Source organism: Knoellia sp. p5-6-4 (assembly GCF_029222705.1).
In the GTDB taxonomy this organism is placed as follows: Bacteria; Actinomycetota; Actinomycetes; order Actinomycetales; family Dermatophilaceae; genus Pedococcus_A.
The window spans coordinates 1,805,724-1,823,670 of sequence record NZ_JARGZF010000001.1; the positions used below are offsets into that span (position 1 = coordinate 1,805,724).

The window sequence follows — 17,947 nt, forward strand, 5'->3', positions numbered from 1 at the left end:
TGGGGTATGCCGTGCGCGCACTCTGCGCGCTGGCGCGGTTTCACGTGGAACCCGGCTGCCCGGCATACGGGGTGGCCTCTGCTAGATGTCGAGGAACCGCACGTCGCGGGCGTTGCGCTGGATGAAGCCGCGCCGCGACTCGACGTCCTCGCCCATGAGGATGGCGAAGATCTCGTCGGCCGCCGCCGCGTCGTCGAGCGTGACCTGGAGCAGCACCCGGTGGTCGGGGTCCATGGTGGTCTCCCACAGCTCCTGGTAGTCCATCTCGCCCAGACCCTTGTAGCGCTGGATGCCGGCGTCCTTCGGCAGGCGCCAGCCCTGGCTCTGGCCGGCCGCGACCATGGCGTCGCGCTCACGGTCGGAGTAGGCGAACTCGTGCGCGTGGTTGCTCCACTTGAGGCGGTAGAGCGGCGGCTGGGCGAGGTAGACGTAGCCGGCCTCGATCAGCGGGCGCATGAAGCGGAACAGCAGCGTCAGCAGCAGGGTGCGGATGTGCAGGCCGTCGACGTCGGCGTCGGCCATGAGCACGATCTTGTGGTACCGCGCCTTCTCGAGGTCGAAGTCCTCGCCTATGCCGGTGCCGAACGCGGAGATCAGCGCCTGGACCTCGTTGTTGGAGAGGACCTTGTCGATGCGGGCCTTCTCGACGTTGAGGATCTTGCCTCGGATCGGGAGGATCGCCTGGGTGCTGGGGTTGCGACCGCGGACGGCGGATCCGCCTGCCGAGTCACCCTCGACGATGAAGACCTCGGACAGGCTCGGGTCCTTGCTCTGGCAGTCACGCAGCTTGCCCGGCAGGCCGCCGGACTCGAGCAGGCCCTTGCGCCGGGTGGCCTCACGGGCCTTGCGGGCCGCCATCCTGGCCGCCGCCGCCTGCACCGACTTGCGGACGATGTCCTTGCCCTCGTTGGGGTGGGTCTCGAGCCAGTGGCCGAACTCGTCGGTCATGGCGCGCTGCACAAAGCCCTTGACCTCGGAGTTGCCCAGCTTGGTCTTGGTCTGGCCCTCGAACTGCGGCTCACCGAGCTTGACGGACACGACGGCGGTCAGGCCCTCGCGGATGTCGTCGCCGGTGAGGTTCTCGTCCTTGTCCTTGAGGAGGTTCTGCTTGCGGGCGAAGTCGTTGACCAGCTTGGTCATCGCCGCGCGGAAGCCCTCCTCGTGGGTGCCGCCCTCGTGGGTGTTGATGGTGTTGGCGTACGTGTGGACCGACTCGGAGTAGGCGGTCGTCCACTGCATGGCCAGCTCGAGGGAGAGCTGGCGCTCGGTGTCCTCGGACTCGATCGAGATGATCTCGGGGTGCACCGGCTCGGACTTCTTCGAGCCGACCAGGTGCGTCACGTAGTCGACCAGACCGTTGTCGTAGCGGTAGGTGACCTTCTTGACCTTCTGCTTCTTGGGGACGCCGCCCTCGGCCTCGGCGGTGGCCGAGTCGACCTCGACGGTCTCCTCGTCTGCCTCCGCCTCGAGGTTGTCGAGGTCGATGTCGTCCTTGCCCAGCTCGTCCTGCGCGACGCGTTCGTCGGTCAGGTTGATCGTCAGGCCCTTGTTGAGGAAGGCCATCTGCTGGAACCGGGCGCGGATCGTCTCGAAGTCGTAGGTGACGGTCTCGAAGATCTCGGGGTTGGCCCAGAAGGTGATCGTCGTCCCGCTGCGGTCCGACTCCTCCTCCTTGGCCAGCGGCGCGACCGGCACACCGTGGTCGAAGGACATGCGCCAGGCGTGGCCGAGCTGGCGGACCTCGGCGTCGAGCCGCGTCGACAGCGCGTTGACCACCGAGGAGCCCACGCCGTGCAGACCGCCGGAGACCTTGTAGCCGCCGCCGCCGAACTTGCCGCCGGCGTGGAGCTGGGTGAGCACGAGCTCGACGGTGGAGACGCCGTACTGCTCGTTCAGGCCGGTGGGGATGCCACGCCCGTTGTCGGAGACGCGCACGCCACCGTCGGCCAGCAGCGTCACGTCGATGGTGTCGGCGTAGCCGGCCAGGGCCTCGTCCACCGAGTTGTCGACGATCTCCCACACCAGGTGGTGCAGGCCGCGCTCGCCCGTGGAGCCGATGTACATGCCCGGGCGCTTGCGCACGGCCTCGAGGCCCTCGAGGACGGTGATGGCGCTGGCGTCGTAGTCCGACCCCTGGGGGGCTCCAGCGAGCTCTGCTTCCGCTGCAGCCCGGGCCTGCTCCGCCTCGGCGGCGCTCAGGCTCTCGGAACCGGACTCTCTGGGCATGGGCGTGTTGGCAGCCTCAGACACGGTGCTCCTTCTTCAGATGGCAGACAGCGGGCGGGCAGCCTGCGCTGGTGCCGCTCATGGCACGCGACCAGCGTGGAGACCACGGTGGTCGCGGGATCGTCCCTGAGTTTACCGGTCGAAGAGCCGGAAGACGGCTTCAGGAGGCCCGTGAGCCCACTTTCTAGGCAAATGTGGGGGCAGATCCATGTCGGGGATCGCACCCCGACCCCTCAGCGCCCCATTTCGGCGCTCCTCGGCGCTGGTCCGATTCGGCCATACGGGTGAGAACTCGGCCAAACGCGCCGCCCGCCTGGACCTCGCCCCTTATCGTTGCGCCCCATGCGGGGGAGTGCAGGGGGTACCAGGGCTGCGGTGGCGGTCCTCGTCACAGCGGTCGTGTTGACGGGGCTCGCGGGGTGCGGGGTGGTCGAGCGGGTGATGGCGACGCCGACCATCACCGACCTGCCGTCGGCGCCCGACGTCGTCACGCCCACGGCGCCGGTGGACGGCGCCTCCGGATCGGCCCCCGTGGCCACCGTGACGCCGGACGCCTCGGCCGGCGCGACTCCGTCCTCCGCGCCGGACCGGTCGGGGTGGCCCGACCCTTCTCCACTCGAGGCGACCGAGCGGCTGGTGGTGGTCGACAGCCTGGGCATCGGTTTCGCGGCCCCGACCCTGTCGACCGAGATCGACCCCGAGAAGTATGTCGAGGGCTCTGCCGCCCTCGACGAGCTCGCCGGCCAGATGGGCCTGACCCCCTCCCAGCTGCGCAACGGCATGCTCAACCAGCTCGACCGCATGGTGGTGGGGGCCGGCGACGACGGGATGCCGGCGAGCATCGTGGTGACCCGCACGCCGCTGGGGGAGCTGCCCTCGGCGTCGCTCATCCGTCGCGACACTGCCGACCTGCTCGGTGGCACGGTCAGCAAGGTCAGGCGCATCGAGACCCCGGCCGGCCCAGCGGTGCACGCCGTCTACCGGCTCGGGTCGACCTGGGCGAACCAGCACGGCGAGGCCTTCTACCTCGAGACACCCGAGGCCGTGGTGTCGATCAACGTGACCTCCTTCTCGGCGTCCGAGGCCAAGCGCCTGGGCACGCGGGTCCTGACGACGCTGCGCATCATCGAGTAGGCGCGTCAGCCGTCGGTGCCGGCGAGGGTCCGTTCCAACAGGCCCCGCACCTCCTCGGGCAGGCGGGGCTCGGGCAGGCTCACCTGCGTCGGGGGCGCGTCGCAGCGCACCTCGTAGCAGTACGCGTCCGGCCGGGCCGGGCCGTTGGCGAAGGCCGACAGCCGGCGGTCCGCGAGCAGGTGGGCCCACTGGTCGGCATCCTCGCGCGGCAGCTCCTCGAGCCGCACGGCCCGCTCCCGGGTGAGGCCGGCGAACCCGCCCGTGCGGCGGACCAGCACCTCGGTGCCTTCCCTCGGGGCGACCTCACCACCGGGGGCGCCCTCGGGTGAGCCGGCCGCGCCGCCGAGCACGCCGACCTGCCCCCAGGCGGACTCGACCGCCTGCGCGACCGCCGACCCGGCGCCGTGCTCGCCGCGTGCCGCCTCCACGGTCAGGGCGGCGAAGGTGGCGAAGTCGCAGTCCGCGCGGATCCCGGGGCCGGTCAGCACGGCATACCAGGTGCGGCCCACGGTCTCCCAGGCGTAGCCGCCGACCGCGGTGGCCGCGAGGTGGAAGGCGCGGTTGGGGATGCCGGAGTTGATGTGCACCCCGCCGTTGTCGTCGCGGGTGACGACGAAGTCGTCCATGTGCGCGGGCTGGGGGTCGCGGCCGAGCACCGGGTCGTCATAGGCGGTGCCGGGCGCCGCCATCGAGCGCAGCGCCACGCCCTGCACGGCGTCGGTGAACAGGTCTGCGCCGATGAGCCAGTCGGCCTCGTCGGCGCGCTGGCCGAGCAGCCGCTGGCGCACGAGGGAGCCGAACACGTCGGACACGCTCTCGTTGAGTGCTCCGGGCTGGCCGCGGTAGGTCAGCCCCGCCGTCAGCTCGGTGACGCCATGGGCGAGCTCGTGGCCGATGACGTCGAGGCTGGCGGTGAAGCGGCGGAAGTAGCGGCCGTCGCCGTCTCCGAACACCATCTGCGTGCCGTCCCAGAAGGCGTTCGCGTAGTCGCGGCCGTAGTGGACGGTCGCCAGCATCGGCATCCCTCGCCCGTCGAGGGAGTTGCGCCCGTATGCCGCGGCGAAGAGCTCCCAGGTCGCGCCGAGGCCGTCGTAGGCCTCGTCGGCCGCGACGTCTCCCGTCGGCGGCTCGCCCTCGCCGCGCAGCACCGTGCCGGGGAGCCGTTCGCCGTTGGCGGCGTCGGAGACCACCCGCTGCGGCGACCCGGGACCACCCGGAGGTGGTGCCACTTCCGGCGGCAGGCCGGGTGCCGGCGCCACCCCGGGCCGACCCTGCCGGCGGGCCCGCAGGACGGCGTCACGCTGCAGGGCCTCGGCGGCCCGGGCGGCGGCCACGGGGTCACTGGACTCCGCGATCGCCTGGAGCACGTAGGGCGGGATGATCGAGCAACGCTGGTGACGGTCTGGTCGGCTCGGCATCGGTGCTGGTGTTCCCCTCATGGAGCCAGTCTCCGCCGCGACACCGACAGCGCCAGCCGGGCAGGAAAAGGCATGACCTCCCTTTGACCTGCGCCCTAGCCTTCGGGCATGGCCGCCACCGTTGCTGTGCTATCCGACGTCCACGGCGTGCTGCCCGTGCTCGAAGCCGTGCTCGCCGAACCCGACGTGGCCGGCGCCGACCTCGTCGTCGTCACCGGTGACCATGCGGCAGGTCCCATGCCCGTCGAGACGCTTGACCTGCTCACCTCCCTGGGGGAGCGGTGCGTGCTCGTGCGCGGCAACGCCGACCGTGAGCTGGTGGGCCTCACCCGCGGCGAGTCGTGCGAACACCCCGAGTCGGTCTGGGCGGCGGCGCAGCTCCGGCCGGACCAAGTCGCCCTGCTCGACGCCCTTCCGCACCCGGTCACCCTCGACGTCGACGGCTTCGGGCCGGTGCTGTTCTGCCACGGCAGCCCCCGCGACGACGACGAGGTGGTGCTGGTCGACACCCGCCTCGAGCGCTGGGCCGAGGTGTTCGCCGACCTCCCCGAGACCGTGCAGACCGTCGTCTGCGGCCACACCCACATGCCCTTCGTCCGGCTCGTCGACCGCCGACTGGTGCTCAACCCCGGCAGCGTCGGCATGCCCTACGGCCGCCCCGGAGGCGGGTGGGCCCTGCTGCGCGGCGGCCAGGTCAGCCTGCGTCACACGCCCATCGACGTGGACGCCACCTGCGCCCGCATCGTCGCCGAGTCGACCTACCCCGACAGGCGCGACTGGGCCGATGAGTACGTCCGCTCCCGGCACAGCGACGCCGTGGCCCTGACCGTGTTCGCCCCTCGCGACGGCCGGTGACTACCCGTAGGTGTCGCGGGGGCCGGGGCCCTGCGACCGACGCGGTCCCTTCGACCACGAGGGCGCGCTGGGGCCGACGACCCTGAGCTCGGCGACCGTGCCCTTGCCGACCTCTCCCTCGAGGCGGCCGAGGATCGACGAGGTCAGCAACCGGATCTGGGTGGCCCACGCGGTGGAGTCGGCCCGCACGGTGAGCACGCCGTCCTCGAACGTCACCGGCGTGCAGTGCTGGGCCACCTCCGGGCCGACGATCTGCGGCCAGCGTCCCATGACCGAGCCGACCGCCACGTCGACCCGCCAACCCCGGTCGACCAGGAGCCGGTCCATCTGGTCGCCGAGGAGCAGCGGGTCACGGCCGTCGCGCGAGCGCGGGCTCACCGGCACACCCGGACGGCGACGGCGCATGGGCCTCAGCCCCGGCCGCAGCCCCTTGGCCTTCGCGGCGGCCCGGGCGCGCGCGAGCGCCGCGGCCGCCGCGTCGTCGACCCGCTCGTCCTCGTGATGGGGCGCGGGGGGCTCGGCCTCGGGCGAGGGCAGCTCGTCACTCACGCGGGCTCACCTCGCCCAGGCTCACGGCATACGTCTGCCCGCTGAGCGAGGCGGGCACGTCCGCGGCCACTGCCGCGGTGATGAGCACCTGCTCGCAGTCGGCGATCATCGCAGCGAGCCGCTCGCGCCGGCCGGTGTCGAGCTCGGCGAAGACGTCGTCGAGCACCAGCACCGGGTCCTCGCCGAGGTCGTGGCGCAGCAGCTGGTATGCCGCGAGCTTGAGTCCCAGCGCGAACGACCAGGACTCGCCGTGGCTGGCGTAGCCCTTCGCCGGCAGCTCACCGAGCGTGAGCACGACGTCGTCGCGGTGGGGTCCGACGAGGGAGACACCGCGCTCGACCTCGCGAGGCCGGGCCTCGTCGAGCGCGGCGAGGATCTCGGTGCGCAGCTGCTCGATCTCGGGCACGTCGCCGGTGGCGATCGCGGCCGCGACCTCCTCGCGCAGGCTGGAGCGGTAGGAGACCTTGGCGTCGGACTGGCCGGCGCTGACCTCGTCGTAGGCCTTCGTCAGGTAGGGCCCGAGGTCGCGCAGCAGCCGCAGCCGGGCGTAGAGCAGCTGTGAGCCCACGCTCGCGAGGTGCTCGTTCCAGATGTCGAGGGTGTGCAGTGCCGACGCGCGCGCCTCGTCGGCCGGCTCCTCCCCGGGACGCGGCCGGTGGCGAGAGCCCTTGCGCAGCACCGGCGCCGCCGACTTCAGCAGGGCGTTGCGCTGCTTGAGCACCTTGTCGTAGTCCGAGCGCACCCCGGCCCACCGAGGCTGGCGGGCGACGAGCAGCTCGTCGAGGAACTTCCGGCGCTCCGAGGGGTCGCCCTTGACGAGCGCGAGGTCCTCGGGGGCGAAGAGCACCGTGCGCAGCGTGCCGAGCACCTCGCGGGGGCGCTGCATCGGTGACCGCCCGAGGCGCGCCCGGTTGGCTCGCCCCGGGTTGAGCTCGAGCTCGATGAGCGTCTCGCGGCCGTCGCGGACCACGACCCCGCGGATCACCGCCTGGTCGGCTCCGAACCGCACCAGGGGTGCGTCGGTGGCGACCCGGTGGCTCGAGAGCGTCGCGAGGTAGCCGATGGCCTCGACCAGGTTGGTCTTTCCCTGCCCGTTGAGGCCGACCAGCGTGGTCACACCGGGCTCGAGCGGCAGCTCAGCGGTCTCGTAGCTGCGGAAGTTCGAGACGGACAGGTGGCGGACGTACACGGGTCAGGCCCGGGTCAGGCGCACGGCACGAGGGGCGACACGGCGGGAGCTGCCCGGGTCAGGACGTCTCGCCGCTGCCCGACGACGGACCGGCGTCGGCGGCGGCGCGACCCTTGGCGGCGGCCTTCGTGGCGCTCTTCGTGGGCTGCTCCGCCTTGCGCGTCTTGGCGCGGGTCTCCTTGACGCCCTTGGGCGCCTCGCCCCGACGCAGGGCCTTGCCCTCCTCGACACGCATGACCTCGTGGCCACCGAACTGGCCGCGCAGCGCGGCGACGGCCTTCATGGTGGGGGACTCGTCCTGGCGCGAGGCGAACCGGGCGAACAGGGAGGCGGAGATGACCGGCATCGGCACCGAGTTGGCGATGGCCTCCTCGACGGTCCAGCGGCCCTCGCCGGAGTCGGCGGTGTAGCCGGAGACGTCCTCGAGGTGGGCGTCCTCCTCCAGTGCCTTGACCAGCAGGTCGAGCAGCCAGGAGCGCACGACGGTGCCCCGGGTCCAGGCCTTGAAGGCACCCGGGACGTCGGTGACGATGTCCTTGGCCTCGAGCAGCTCGTAGCCCTCGGCGTAGGCGGCCATCAGCCCGTACTCGATGCCGTTGTGCACCATCTTGCAGTAGTGGCCCGCACCCACCTTGCCGGCGTGGACGAAGCCCTCCTCGCGGGGACCCTCGGGGCGCAGCGCGTCGAAGATCGGCATGGCCCGCCGCACGTTGGCCGCGGTGCCCCCGACCATGAGGCCGTAGCCGTTGTCCAAACCCCAGATCCCACCGGAGACGCCGCAGTCGAGGTAGCCGATGCCCTTGGCCTTGAGGAGCTTCTCGTTCTCGAAGTCGTCGGTGAACCGGCTGTTGCCGCCGTCGATCACGAGGTCGCCCTTGTCGAGCAGGTCGGCGAGCTTTGCCACGGTCTCGCGGGTGGGGTCACCCGAGGGCACCATCACCCAGACGACACGGGGCGCCTCGAGCTTCTTGACCATGGCCGCCATGCTCCGCACGTCCGAGACGTCGGGGTTGCGGTCGAAGCCGATGACCTCGTGGCCCGCGCGGCGCAGCCGCTCGCGCATGTTGCCACCCATCTTGCCCAGACCGATCAGACCCAGCTGCATGGTGAGGAAGCCCTTCGTCGTTGGTGGTGCGGTGTGCCGCGTGCTCGCCGCCGCGGCATACCGTCGCCGCGGGCGCGTGGCGCTCAAGGCTACGCCCGGGGCGGGTCAGCTCGCGAAGCGCACGGGCATGAGCACGTATCGGTACGAGGTGTCGGCCTCGCCCTCGAGCTCGGCCTGGCCGGAGAGGACCGCCGGGCGGGACGGCTGGGTGAAGGACAGGCGCGAGAACTCGGTGCCCACCACCCCGAGGCCGTCGAGCAGGAACTGGGGGTTGAACGCGATCTCGATCTCGGGACCGGTCAGCGTGGCCTCGACCGCCTCGGAGGCCTGGGCGTCGTCACCGGTGCCCGCCTCGATGGCGACCTGGCCCTCGGTGAACCGCAGCCGCACCGGGGTGTTGCGCTCGGCCACGAGGGATACACGCTTGACCGCCTCGACGAGCTCGGCGGTCTTGACGACGGCCTCGGTGTCGACGCTGGTCGGGAAGATCGAGGTGACCTTGGGGTACTCGCCGTCGAGCAGCCGGGTGGTGGTGCGGCGCTGCCCGGCCTCGAAGCCCACCAGCCCGTCACCGCCGGCCGAGCCGCCGAGCGCGACCTCGATGGAGCCCGCCGCGCCGAGGGCCTTGGCGGTCTCGGAGAGGGTGCGGGCCGGGATGAGCGCCACGTGGTTGGCGTCGGTGGCCTCGGGGTTCCAGGTCAGCTCGCGCATCGCGAGGCGGTAGCGGTCGGTGGCGAGCAGCGTCATCTTCTCGCCGTCGATCTCGACCCGGACTCCGGTGAGGATGGGCAGGGTGTCGCCGCGGTCGGCCGCGATGGAGACCTGGGCGACCGCCTTGGTGAAGACGTCGCCGGCGATGGTGCCGGTCGGGGCGGGCGAGGTCGGGAGGGTGGGGTAGTCCTCCGACGGCATCATGAGCAGGCTGAACCGCGACGAGCCACAGGTGACGGCGACCTTGTTGCCCTCGGTGGTGACGTCGATCGGGCGGTTGGGCAGGTTGCGCGAGATCTCGGCCAGGAGGCGTCCGAGCACGAGCACCCGGCCGGGCTCGGACACGTCGGCGGGCACGGTGACCTTGGCGGAGACCTCGTAGTCGAACGCCGACAGGGTGAGGCTGCCCTCCTCGTTGGCCTCGATGAGCACGCCGGCCAGGACGGGCACGGGCGGGCGGGCAGGCAGGCCCCGAGCCACCCAGGTCACGGCATCGGCGAGGACCTCACGTTCGACCCGGAACTTCACCTTGGAAACCCGCCCTTCAGGACTGCAGACACGCGTGTGACCACACCACTGTTCGTCGGAAGCACATTGTGGTGGGGGCACTGACCCTAGTGCCCCCGGGGGTGGCTGCAAACCCGGTTCGGGGAAGCCGGCTTCTTGTGGTTCGTCCGGTTCTTCACAAGCTTCGGCAGCACGGGTCGGTCGCACCCAGGTACTCGGGGCGGGATGAGTCATGGATGGATCTCATCTTCTCCATAGGCGGTGTGGATCCTGTGGAGAAGCCGCGTTCGCGCAGGCCAGCGGGCCGGTCGCCATGTGCACCGCTCGTGGACCGGCCTGCACACGGGGGCCTGGAGGCTGTGGACGGAATTTGGTTGTCCACAGGGCATCCACACGGTGTGGGCAGTCGTCCCCAGTCTGGCCTCCCGGCGTCCACGTCCCGTCCACGCGCTGTGCACAGCCCCGTCAGCGACTCCTTGGCCTGTGGACAAGCTGGGGGTCCCCCTGTGGTCAGCCACAGCTCTCCACAGGGTTTTCCCCAAGTGTGGACCACCGGCCAAAACGGGGCGAATGACACCCTTTGGGACGCCCACCTGCGCTCTTGCGCGGATCACGGTCAGGTCACGCGCTGCCCACATGTGTGGACAACCCTGTGGAGAGCTCAGCTGTGGACAGTCGTCGGTGCGGGGCTGAGGACCAGCCGGCCGGCGACGTCGAGCATGTAGGCGAAATAGGCGTCCCGATCGGCGATCGTGTCTCCCATCTGCTCGAACAGCTCGGTCGTGACCGTGCCCAGGAGCAGCGTCCACGCGGCCAACCCGGCCATCAGCGCCCGGCCGTCGAGGTCCGCTCCGGCGAAGAACGGGTCGTCGAGCAGGTGCCCGGCGGCCGCGTCGGCGAGCTGTCCCGAGCCCGGGGCGAAGGTCGCGGCCGCGTCGCTGAGCCGGCCCTCGCGCCGCGCGTCGGCCAGCAGCCTCACGAGCAGCGCCTGGACCCGGGTGCCGGGCTCGTTGGTCTGCTCGGCCGGGGCCCGGTAGTCCGGCACCGGTGAGCCGTAGACGAGGGCGTACTCGTGGGGGTGCGCCCTGGCCCAGTCGCGCAGGCCGTGGCCGACCGCCCGCCACCTGCCGTCGAGGTCGGCGGGCTCCACGGCGTCGTGGGCTCCGTGCACCTCGGCGCCCAGCGAGGTGTACGCAGCGACGATGAGCAGGGTGAGCAGGTCGTCGCGGTCCTTGATGTAGCGGTAGAGGGCGGAAGGGGCCATCCCCATCTCGCGAGCCACGGCGCGCACGGACAGGGCCGCCGCGCCGTGCCGGCGCAGCTCCACCCGAGCGACCCGCAGGATCTCCTCCTCGGTCGCAGCCCGGTTCCGCGCCCGTATGCCGTCGACTCGCGCCATCGCCTCAGGATGCCAGACCCCGCGCCGAAGTGCGAACAGTGTTCTTGCTTTTTCTGACCGGGTGCTATTCACTGGGAAAAGAGAGAACAGTGTTCACACTTGGAGGATGTCATGGGTCGTTTCGTGGTCCTGGGGGCAGGGGCAGTCGGGCAGGGGACGGCGCGCGAGCTCGCCGGCGCCGGCCACGAGGTGCAGGTCGTGTCGAGGTCCGGGCGCGGCCCGCAGGTGGCGGGCGTCACCGCCGTCGCCGCTGACGCGGGCGACGTCGACCGCCTGACCACCCTGGCATCCGGCGCCTCGGCCATCGTCAACGCGCTCAACCCCCCGAAGTACACGACCTGGGAGAAGGACTGGCCGCCGCTGGCCGCCGCCGCCCTCACCGCGGCCGAGCGCACCGGCGCCGGGCTGGTGACGGTCAACAACCTCTATGCCTACGGCCAGGTCGACGGGCCCATGACCGAGACGACGCCGCTGCAGCCCAACGGTCACAAGGGTGCGCTGAGGGCACGGATGTGGAAAGCGGCCCTCGAGGCACACCGGGCAGGACGGGTGCGCGCGAGCGAGCTGCGGGCGTCGGACTACACCGGTCCCGGGGTCGGGGCGCAGAGCCTGCTGAACTCGATGGTCGTCTCGCCCGCGCTCAGGGGCCGTCCGGTCTGGCTGGTCATGGGCGGCCCGGACGTGCCGCACACCTGGACCGACGTGCGCGACACCGCCCGGCTGGCGGCGGTGCTCGCCACGGACGACCGGTCATGGGGACAGGCCTGGCACGTGCCCAGCGCCGAGCCGCGCACGGTGCGGGAGGTCGTCGCCGACGTGGCGCGGGTCTGCGGCCGCGCACCGAAGGCCGTGCACGGCATACCGCGCGGGCTGGTCACGGCGCTGGGAGCCGTCGTGCCGCTGATGAGGGAGCTGCGCGAGACCCGGCACCAGTTCGAGCGACCCTTCGTGCTCGACTCCAGCCACACGCAGGGCATCTTCGGCCTGCGCCCCACCCCGTGGGAGCAGACCGTGAAGGAGACGGTCGACTACCTCAGCGCGACTGCTGCTTGATGCGGTTGGTCAGCTCGGTGACCTGGTTGTAGATCGCGCGCCGCTCGCCCATGAGCTCGCGGATCTTGCGGTCGGCGTGCATCACCGTGGTGTGGTCGCGGCCGCCGAACTGCTGCCCGATCTTCGGCAGCGACAGGTCGGTGAGCTCGCGGCAGAGGTACATCGCGATCTGCCGGGCGGTGACCAGCACGCGGGAGCGGGACGAGCCGCACAGGTCGTCGATGCTGAGGCCGAAGTAGGCCGCGGTCTGCGCCATGATCGTCGCGCTGGTGATCTGGCTGCCCTGCTCGTTGGGGATGAGGTCCTTGAGCACGATCTCGGCCAGGCCCATGTCGACGCTCTGGCGGTTGAGGCTCGCGAAGGCGGTCACCCGGATGAGGGCGCCCTCGAGCTCGCGGATGTTGGTCGAGATGCGCGAGGCGATGAACTCGAGCACCTCGTCGGGCGCGCTCATCCGCTCCTGGATCGCCTTCTTGCGCAGGATCGCGATGCGGGTCTCGAGGTCGGGGGGCTGGACGTCGGTGAGCAGGCCCCACTCGAAGCGGCTGCGCATGCGCTCCTCGAAGCCGGAGAGCAGCTTGGGGGGCAGGTCGCTGGTGATGACCACCTGCTTGTTGGCGTTGTGCAGCGTGTTGAAGGTGTGGAAGAACTCCTCCTGGGTCTGGACCTTGCCCTGGAGGAACTGGATGTCGTCGATGAGCAGCACGTCGACGTCGCGGTAGCGGCGCTGGAAGTTGCTCGCCTTGTCGTCGCGGATGCTGTTGATGAAGTCGTTGGTGAACTCCTCGGAGTTCACGTAGCGCACCTTGACGTGGGGGTAGAGGTTGCGCGCGTAGTGGCCGATGGCGTGCAGCAGGTGGGTCTTGCCCAGACCGGACTCGCCGTAGACGAACAGCGGGTTGTAGGCCTTGGCCGGCGCCTCGGCCACGGCCACCGCCGCCGCGTGGGCGAACCGGTTGCTGGCCCCGATGACGAAGGTGTCGAAGGTGTACTTCGGGTTCAGCCGGGTCGCCTCGGCCTCGGTGACCGAGATGCTGTCCTCGGGCCGGGGCCGGCGGGCCGCAAGGTTCTCCGGGTCCGGCATCGGGGGCAGGGACTGCACGGCCTGGTGCGGTGGGGCCACCGGGTCCTGCCCGATCGTCAACGGCTGCGGCACCAGGCCGGTCGTCGGCTCGACGTGGTCGAGGTCCAGCGAGGAGTCCACGGTCACCGCGAGGCGCACGTCGCTGCCGAGCTGGGAGGACAGGGCCCGGGTGACCTGCTCGCGGACCCGGGTCTCGACGACGTCCTTGGTGAACTCGTTGGGCACGGCCAGCAGGGCGGTGCCGTCGAGCAGACCCACCAGGCGGGCGAGGCTGAGGAAGGCGCGCTGCTGGGCGGGGATGCCGTCCGCATCGAGCGCCGAGAGGGTGTTCTGCCAGACCTGACCGTAGTTCAGATCGGCGTCAGCCACTGGTTACACCCCTGGGAAGCTCTGGTCGGTCTCGCGGTCTCGGTCTGGCCACTGACTCGCCATTGTGGGCTGTCCACATGCTTTTCCACAATCTGTGGGTGACGTCAGTCGGGGCGCCGACGGGGACGCTAACAACCCGGGAGCGAGACGAGCAACCTCATCGCCCAAATTGGATCCGGTTGAGCACGGAAAATTTGCGATGGGCCGGCGTGTCGTCGGGCGTTTCGTCGCTTTCCGTTGGTATTCGCCCGCGCTGGTGGAATCGAGAGGTGCTGGTTTGACCCTGTCACCGGCGCTCGCGTACCGTAGGCGAGGCCCTGTCGGCCGTTTTCGCATGCCCGTGACTCGCTTCGCGGGTTTCCGATTGCGGCCGGCGTCGGCCGCCGCCCCCGCCAAGCACTCGCGGACCACCGGGGTCCGACCAGTTACGGAGATCAACGTGAGCAAGCGTACTTTCCAGCCGAACAACCGCCGCCGGGCCAAGACCCATGGTTTCCGCCTGCGCATGCGCACCCGCGCTGGCCGCGCCATCCTGGCCGCCCGTCGCCGCAAGGGCCGCTCCGAGCTCTCCGCCTGAGGCCCCGGACGTGCTGCCCGCGCAGCACCGGCTGCGTCACAGCGCCGACTTCGCGGCAGCGGTCCGAGCATCAGGGGGAGCACGATCGGGCTCCCGCCTCATCGTGGTTCACGCCAACCAGACCGACGCGCGTGCGGGTCTCCCGCCGCGGGTCGGTTTTGTTGTCTCCAAGGCGGTCGGTCCGGCCGTGGTCCGCAACCTCACCAAGCGCCGCCTGCGTGCCCTGGTGCACCAGCGCCTGGACCGCATCCCCACCGGCACCGACCTCGTGATTCGGGCGAATCCCCCTGCAGCACAAGCTGATTCGCAGCAACTGGCGGATGACCTCGACCTGCTCCTGGCTCGAGTGCTGAAGCGCCTCACGGCCGCCTCCCCGACAGGCGGGGCGGCATGAAGACCCTCCAGAAGGTGCTCGCGGCGCCGCTGGTCGGGCTCATCCTCTTCTACCAGCGGGTCATCTCGCCGATGACCCCGCCCACGTGCCGGTACTACCCGTCGTGCTCCCAGTACGCCCTCACTGCCATCCGGCGGTTCGGTCCCCTGAAGGGAACCTGGCTGGCCGTCAGGAGGTTGCTGAGGTGCCACCCCTGGACACCGGGTGGCGTCGACCACGTCCCGCCCGCCCCGCCCGCCCCGGCCGCCCGCTGACGGCGGCCCCCGACGTCTCGCCGGCCACGCGGCATACCGCCTCTGGCCCGGCACCACTGGTGAGCCGACCGCTCACCTCCACACAGAGGACAGCATGGACTTCTTCACCAAGTTGATCTACCCGTTCGAGTGGCTCGTGGCCTGGATCCTCTACGGGTGGCACTCGTTCTTCGACGCGATCGGCCTCGACCCGGCATCGGGTGCCGCCTGGGTGCTCTCCATCATCGGTCTCGTGGTGGTCATGCGCGCCGCGATGATCCCGCTGTTCGTCCGCCAGATCCACGCCTCGCGCCGGATGCAGCTCATTCAGCCCGAGATGCAGAAGATCCAGGCGAAGTACAAGGGCAAGACCGACCCGGACTCCCGTCAGGCCATGACGCAGGAGACCATGGACCTCTACAAGAGGACCGGCACCAACCCCTTCTCGTCGTGCATGCCGATTCTCATCCAGTCGCCGTTCTTCTTCGGGCTCTTCCGGGTGCTCAACGGCCTGGAGTCGATCGCCACCGGGAAGACGGAGCCGATCGGCCCGATCACCCAGGACGTCGCCGCGCAGGCGGAGCAGTCGACCTTCCTGGGCGCACAGCTCTCCGACACGTTCATGAGCGCCGACAGCACGGCCACCTACATCGTCACCGTGCTGCTCATCCTCCTGATGTCGGCGACCACCTTCACCACCCAGCACCAGCTGATGCGCAAGAACATGCCAGCGTCGGCGCTCGACAACCCCTTCGCCAAGCAGCAGAAGGTGCTGCTGTACCTGATGCCGATCTTCTTCGCGATCTCCGGCATCAACTTCCCGATCGGTGTCCTCATCTACTGGACGGTGACCAACATCTGGTCGATGGTCCAGCAGTTCTACGTGATCCGCCGTATGCCGGCGCCGGGCTCGCCGGCGGAGAAGGCGCTGCACGAGCGGCGCGCCAAGCGCGGCAAGCCGGTGAAGGAGCTCACGGTCAAGGGACTCGAGGACACGTCGGCACCGGCGGATGAAGCAGCCCCGCAGAAGACCTCCGGCCAGCGCCAGCAGCCCAAGCGGTCCAAGAAGCGCAAGGCTGGTGGCGCCCAGACCCGGCCGAGCCAGGGCGGCGGGTCGCCGGCCAAGCCGGCACCGAGTCCCGAGAAGTAACCAGACGTAGGTCCGGTCGCGGCGCGCAGCGGGTGCTGCCCGCGGCCAGTCCAGCAGACCCGGCTTTTCCACAGGCTTTTGCACAGGAGATGAACATGAGCGACCAGACCGATTCCCAGACCCAGGAACAGGGCACGGAGCAGGACGGGCAGGCCCCCACGCTCGAAGGCACCGTGGACTCGCACGCATCGGTCCCGACGGGGTCCGCGGCAGACGTTGCCGACTCGCTGGAGTCCGTGCAGTCGACCGAGTCCGCCAGCGAGGCCGGGGCGGCCCAGGCACGCGGCGGCCGTCGCCAGGTGGCGGACCTCGAGCGCGAGGGTGAGGTCGCGGCCGACTTCCTCGAGACGCTGCTCGACATCGCGGACCTCGACGGCGACATCGACGTCGACGTGGACGGCGACCGCGCCGCCGTCGCCATCGTGGACTCGGAGGAGGGGCGTGTGCCCCGCCGGCTCGTCGGCTCCGACGGCAAGGTCCTCGAAGCGCTGCAGGAGCTGACCCGCCTGGCGGTGCAGTCCGCGACCGGCGAGCGGAGCCGACTGCTGCTCGACGTCGCCGGTCACCGCGCCGAGCGTCGAGCCGAGCTGGTCGGCATCGCCCGCGAGGCGGTCGCCGAGGTGCGCGCCTCTGGGGAGAAGAAGTCCCTGTCGCCGATGAGCGCCTTTGAGCGCAAGGTGGTGCACGACGAGGTCCTCGCGGCCGGTCTCGCCTCGGAGTCCGAGGGCACCGAGCCGCACCGGCGCGTCGTTGTCCTCCCGGCCTGACGTTTCACGTGAAACGCGCATGACGCACCGTTCCGCCACTGAGCGCGAGCAGGAGGAGCCGTCGGCAGGTCTGCCGGCGGCTCCTCCTGCTGCGGCCTCCATCTTCGGCGGCCGACTCCCGCTGGCCGAGCGCTTCGCCGCCGTGCTCGCCGACACCGGGGTCAGTCACGGCCTGATCGGGCCCCGGGAGGTGCCGCGCCTGTGGGATCGCCACATCCTGAACTGCGCCGTCGCCCACGAGGCATTCCCGGAGTCGACGACGGTGATCGACGTGGGCTCCGGCGCCGGCCTCCCCGGCCTGGCCCTTGCGGTGGCCCGTCCGGATCTGCAGATCCATCTCGTGGAGCCGATGCTGCGCCGGACGAACTGGCTCAATGCGACGGTCGAATCCCTCGGGCTCGACAACTGCACGGTCCACCGTGGTCGGGCGGAGGAGTTCCGGGGCCGCCTCAGCGCTCCCTACGCGACGGCGCGGGCAGTCGCGCGGATCGACAAGCTCGCCCGCTGGACCTTCCCGATGCTGGAGACTGACGGGGTTCTCGTCGCCCTCAAGGGAGACCAGGCAGCGCAGGAGCTCGCGGAGGAGCGGGAGGTGCTGGCCAAGCTGGGGATGGTGCACGCCGACATCCGTACCTATGGGGCCGGACTCCTTGAGGTGCCGACCGTGACCATGGAGCTCACCATCGGCGCGAACACCCAGGGGGTGTCGCGTGTCCCGAGGAAGGCAAAGAAGCGACCCTCGGCCCGGTCGAAGAAGGCAGGAGACGCGGTCCGCGAGACCCGTCGGACACGGCACACCGAGAGCTGACCTCCCCGGTTTGGAACCCGGTCCCTCGTACGGTTGGATGAACCCCATGTGCGACGAGGTGACGGAGTGACAGAAGCGCGGCAACTCGAACGAGGCCTCGGTTGGCCCGGACTCGTCGGCACCACCACCGCCCCCCTGGGCTGGCCGAAGGATGACCGTGTTTCACGTGAAACTGCGATCTCGTCGGCCCCGGTGAGTCACAACGGGCCCCAGGCCGGGGGCGTTGAGGGTGACCGTGAGAGGGGAGACGCGATGCACTTCGAAGCGAGGCCATCCGCCGCAACCGCACAGTCCGTGGAGCCTCAGGCCACGGAACCCGATCGTGCGGAGCGCGCACCTGCCGCGCCGGCTGCGCCGGCCGCCGCGGAGACCGGAGAGCCCGCAGGGGTGGCAGGGCCCCCAGCGGCCGCGGAGCCGCT

At 70.7% G+C, this 17,947-nt stretch carries 17 protein-coding genes; 9 read left to right on the forward strand and 8 right to left on the reverse strand.

Annotation, left to right across the window (positions count from 1 at the left end):
• Positions 1-81: 81 nt before the first annotated feature.
• A complete protein-coding gene (gene gyrB, locus P2F65_RS08840; RefSeq protein WP_275806094.1) occupies positions 82-2,250 on the reverse strand; it encodes a DNA topoisomerase (ATP-hydrolyzing) subunit B in 2,169 nt (722 codons plus the stop codon).
• 351 nt (positions 2,251-2,601) lie between these two features.
• Between gyrB and P2F65_RS08845 the strand changes: the two genes are divergently transcribed.
• Positions 2,602-3,360 (forward strand): hypothetical protein, encoded by a 759-nt coding sequence (locus tag P2F65_RS08845; RefSeq protein WP_275806095.1) that lies wholly within the window; start codon positions 2,602-2,604, stop codon positions 3,358-3,360.
• 5 nt (positions 3,361-3,365) lie between these two features.
• Here the strand turns inward: P2F65_RS08845 and P2F65_RS08850 are convergent, their stop codons facing one another.
• On the reverse strand, positions 3,366-4,799 hold the full coding sequence (locus P2F65_RS08850; protein ID WP_275806096.1) for a protealysin inhibitor emfourin: 1,434 nt from the start codon (positions 4,797-4,799) through the stop codon (positions 3,366-3,368).
• A gap of 87 nt (positions 4,800-4,886) precedes the next feature.
• Here P2F65_RS08850 and P2F65_RS08855 point away from each other — a divergent pair, with 87 nt between their 5' ends.
• The gene (locus tag P2F65_RS08855) at positions 4,887-5,633 is read left to right on the forward strand and encodes a metallophosphoesterase family protein (RefSeq protein ID WP_275806097.1); all 747 of its coding nucleotides are present in this window, start codon (positions 4,887-4,889) and stop codon (positions 5,631-5,633) included.
• On the opposite strand, the gene P2F65_RS08860 is transcribed toward P2F65_RS08855, so the two are convergent.
• The 5 genes from P2F65_RS08860 to P2F65_RS08880 all read right to left on the reverse strand — a co-directional run bounded on the left by P2F65_RS08860 (position 5,634) and on the right by P2F65_RS08880 (position 11,093).
• Positions 5,634-6,170, reverse strand: a complete 537-nt coding sequence (locus P2F65_RS08860; protein ID WP_275807354.1) for a DciA family protein — start codon at positions 6,168-6,170, stop codon at positions 5,634-5,636.
• A 4-nt stretch (positions 6,171-6,174) separates the two neighbouring features.
• Entirely contained in the window at positions 6,175-7,371 is a 1,197-nt protein-coding gene (recF, locus tag P2F65_RS08865; RefSeq protein WP_275806098.1) for a DNA replication/repair protein RecF, read from the reverse strand.
• A 58-nt stretch (positions 7,372-7,429) separates the two neighbouring features.
• Entirely contained in the window at positions 7,430-8,476 is a 1,047-nt protein-coding gene (gene gnd, locus P2F65_RS08870; protein WP_275807357.1) for a phosphogluconate dehydrogenase (NAD(+)-dependent, decarboxylating), read from the reverse strand.
• A 105-nt stretch (positions 8,477-8,581) separates the two neighbouring features.
• Complete coding sequence (gene dnaN / locus P2F65_RS08875) at positions 8,582-9,715, reverse strand: DNA polymerase III subunit beta (RefSeq protein WP_275806099.1); 1,134 nt, start codon at positions 9,713-9,715, stop codon at positions 8,582-8,584.
• A 640-nt stretch (positions 9,716-10,355) separates the two neighbouring features.
• A complete protein-coding gene (locus tag P2F65_RS08880) occupies positions 10,356-11,093 on the reverse strand; it encodes a TetR/AcrR family transcriptional regulator (protein WP_275806100.1) in 738 nt (245 codons plus the stop codon).
• Between the two features lie 111 nt (positions 11,094-11,204).
• On the opposite strand from P2F65_RS08880, the gene P2F65_RS08885 reads away from it, so the two are divergent.
• Positions 11,205-12,146, forward strand: a complete 942-nt coding sequence (locus P2F65_RS08885; RefSeq protein ID WP_275806101.1) for an NAD-dependent epimerase/dehydratase family protein — start codon at positions 11,205-11,207, stop codon at positions 12,144-12,146.
• Here P2F65_RS08885 and dnaA read toward each other — a convergent pair.
• Positions 12,127-13,599: a chromosomal replication initiator protein DnaA gene (gene dnaA / locus P2F65_RS08890; protein ID WP_275806102.1), complete on the reverse strand. Its 1,473-nt coding sequence runs from the start codon at positions 13,597-13,599 to the stop codon at positions 12,127-12,129. The two genes, P2F65_RS08885 and dnaA, sit on opposite strands and share 20 nt — an antisense overlap.
• A gap of 439 nt (positions 13,600-14,038) precedes the next feature.
• Between dnaA and rpmH the strand changes: the two genes are divergently transcribed.
• The 6 genes from rpmH to rsmG all read left to right on the forward strand — a co-directional run bounded on the left by rpmH (position 14,039) and on the right by rsmG (position 17,528).
• Entirely contained in the window at positions 14,039-14,176 is a 138-nt protein-coding gene (gene rpmH, locus P2F65_RS08895) for a 50S ribosomal protein L34 (RefSeq protein ID WP_013885212.1), read from the forward strand.
• Between the two features lie 10 nt (positions 14,177-14,186).
• Complete coding sequence (gene rnpA, locus P2F65_RS08900) at positions 14,187-14,570, forward strand: ribonuclease P protein component (RefSeq protein WP_275806103.1); 384 nt, start codon at positions 14,187-14,189, stop codon at positions 14,568-14,570.
• Positions 14,567-14,824 carry a membrane protein insertion efficiency factor YidD gene (yidD, locus tag P2F65_RS08905; RefSeq protein WP_275806104.1) on the forward strand — a complete coding sequence of 86 codons (258 nt, stop codon included), beginning with the start codon at positions 14,567-14,569 and terminating at the stop codon, positions 14,822-14,824. The genes rnpA and yidD overlap by 4 nt, the downstream gene beginning before the upstream one ends.
• Positions 14,825-14,918: 94 nt before the next feature.
• Positions 14,919-15,953 carry a membrane protein insertase YidC gene (gene yidC, locus P2F65_RS08910; protein ID WP_275806105.1) on the forward strand — a complete coding sequence of 345 codons (1,035 nt, stop codon included), beginning with the start codon at positions 14,919-14,921 and terminating at the stop codon, positions 15,951-15,953.
• A 95-nt stretch (positions 15,954-16,048) separates the two neighbouring features.
• On the forward strand, positions 16,049-16,720 hold the full coding sequence (locus P2F65_RS08915) for a R3H domain-containing nucleic acid-binding protein (RefSeq protein ID WP_275806106.1): 672 nt from the start codon (positions 16,049-16,051) through the stop codon (positions 16,718-16,720).
• 19 nt (positions 16,721-16,739) lie between these two features.
• Positions 16,740-17,528 carry a 16S rRNA (guanine(527)-N(7))-methyltransferase RsmG gene (rsmG, locus tag P2F65_RS08920; RefSeq protein ID WP_275806107.1) on the forward strand — a complete coding sequence of 263 codons (789 nt, stop codon included), beginning with the start codon at positions 16,740-16,742 and terminating at the stop codon, positions 17,526-17,528.
• Positions 17,529-17,947 lie beyond the last annotated feature (419 nt).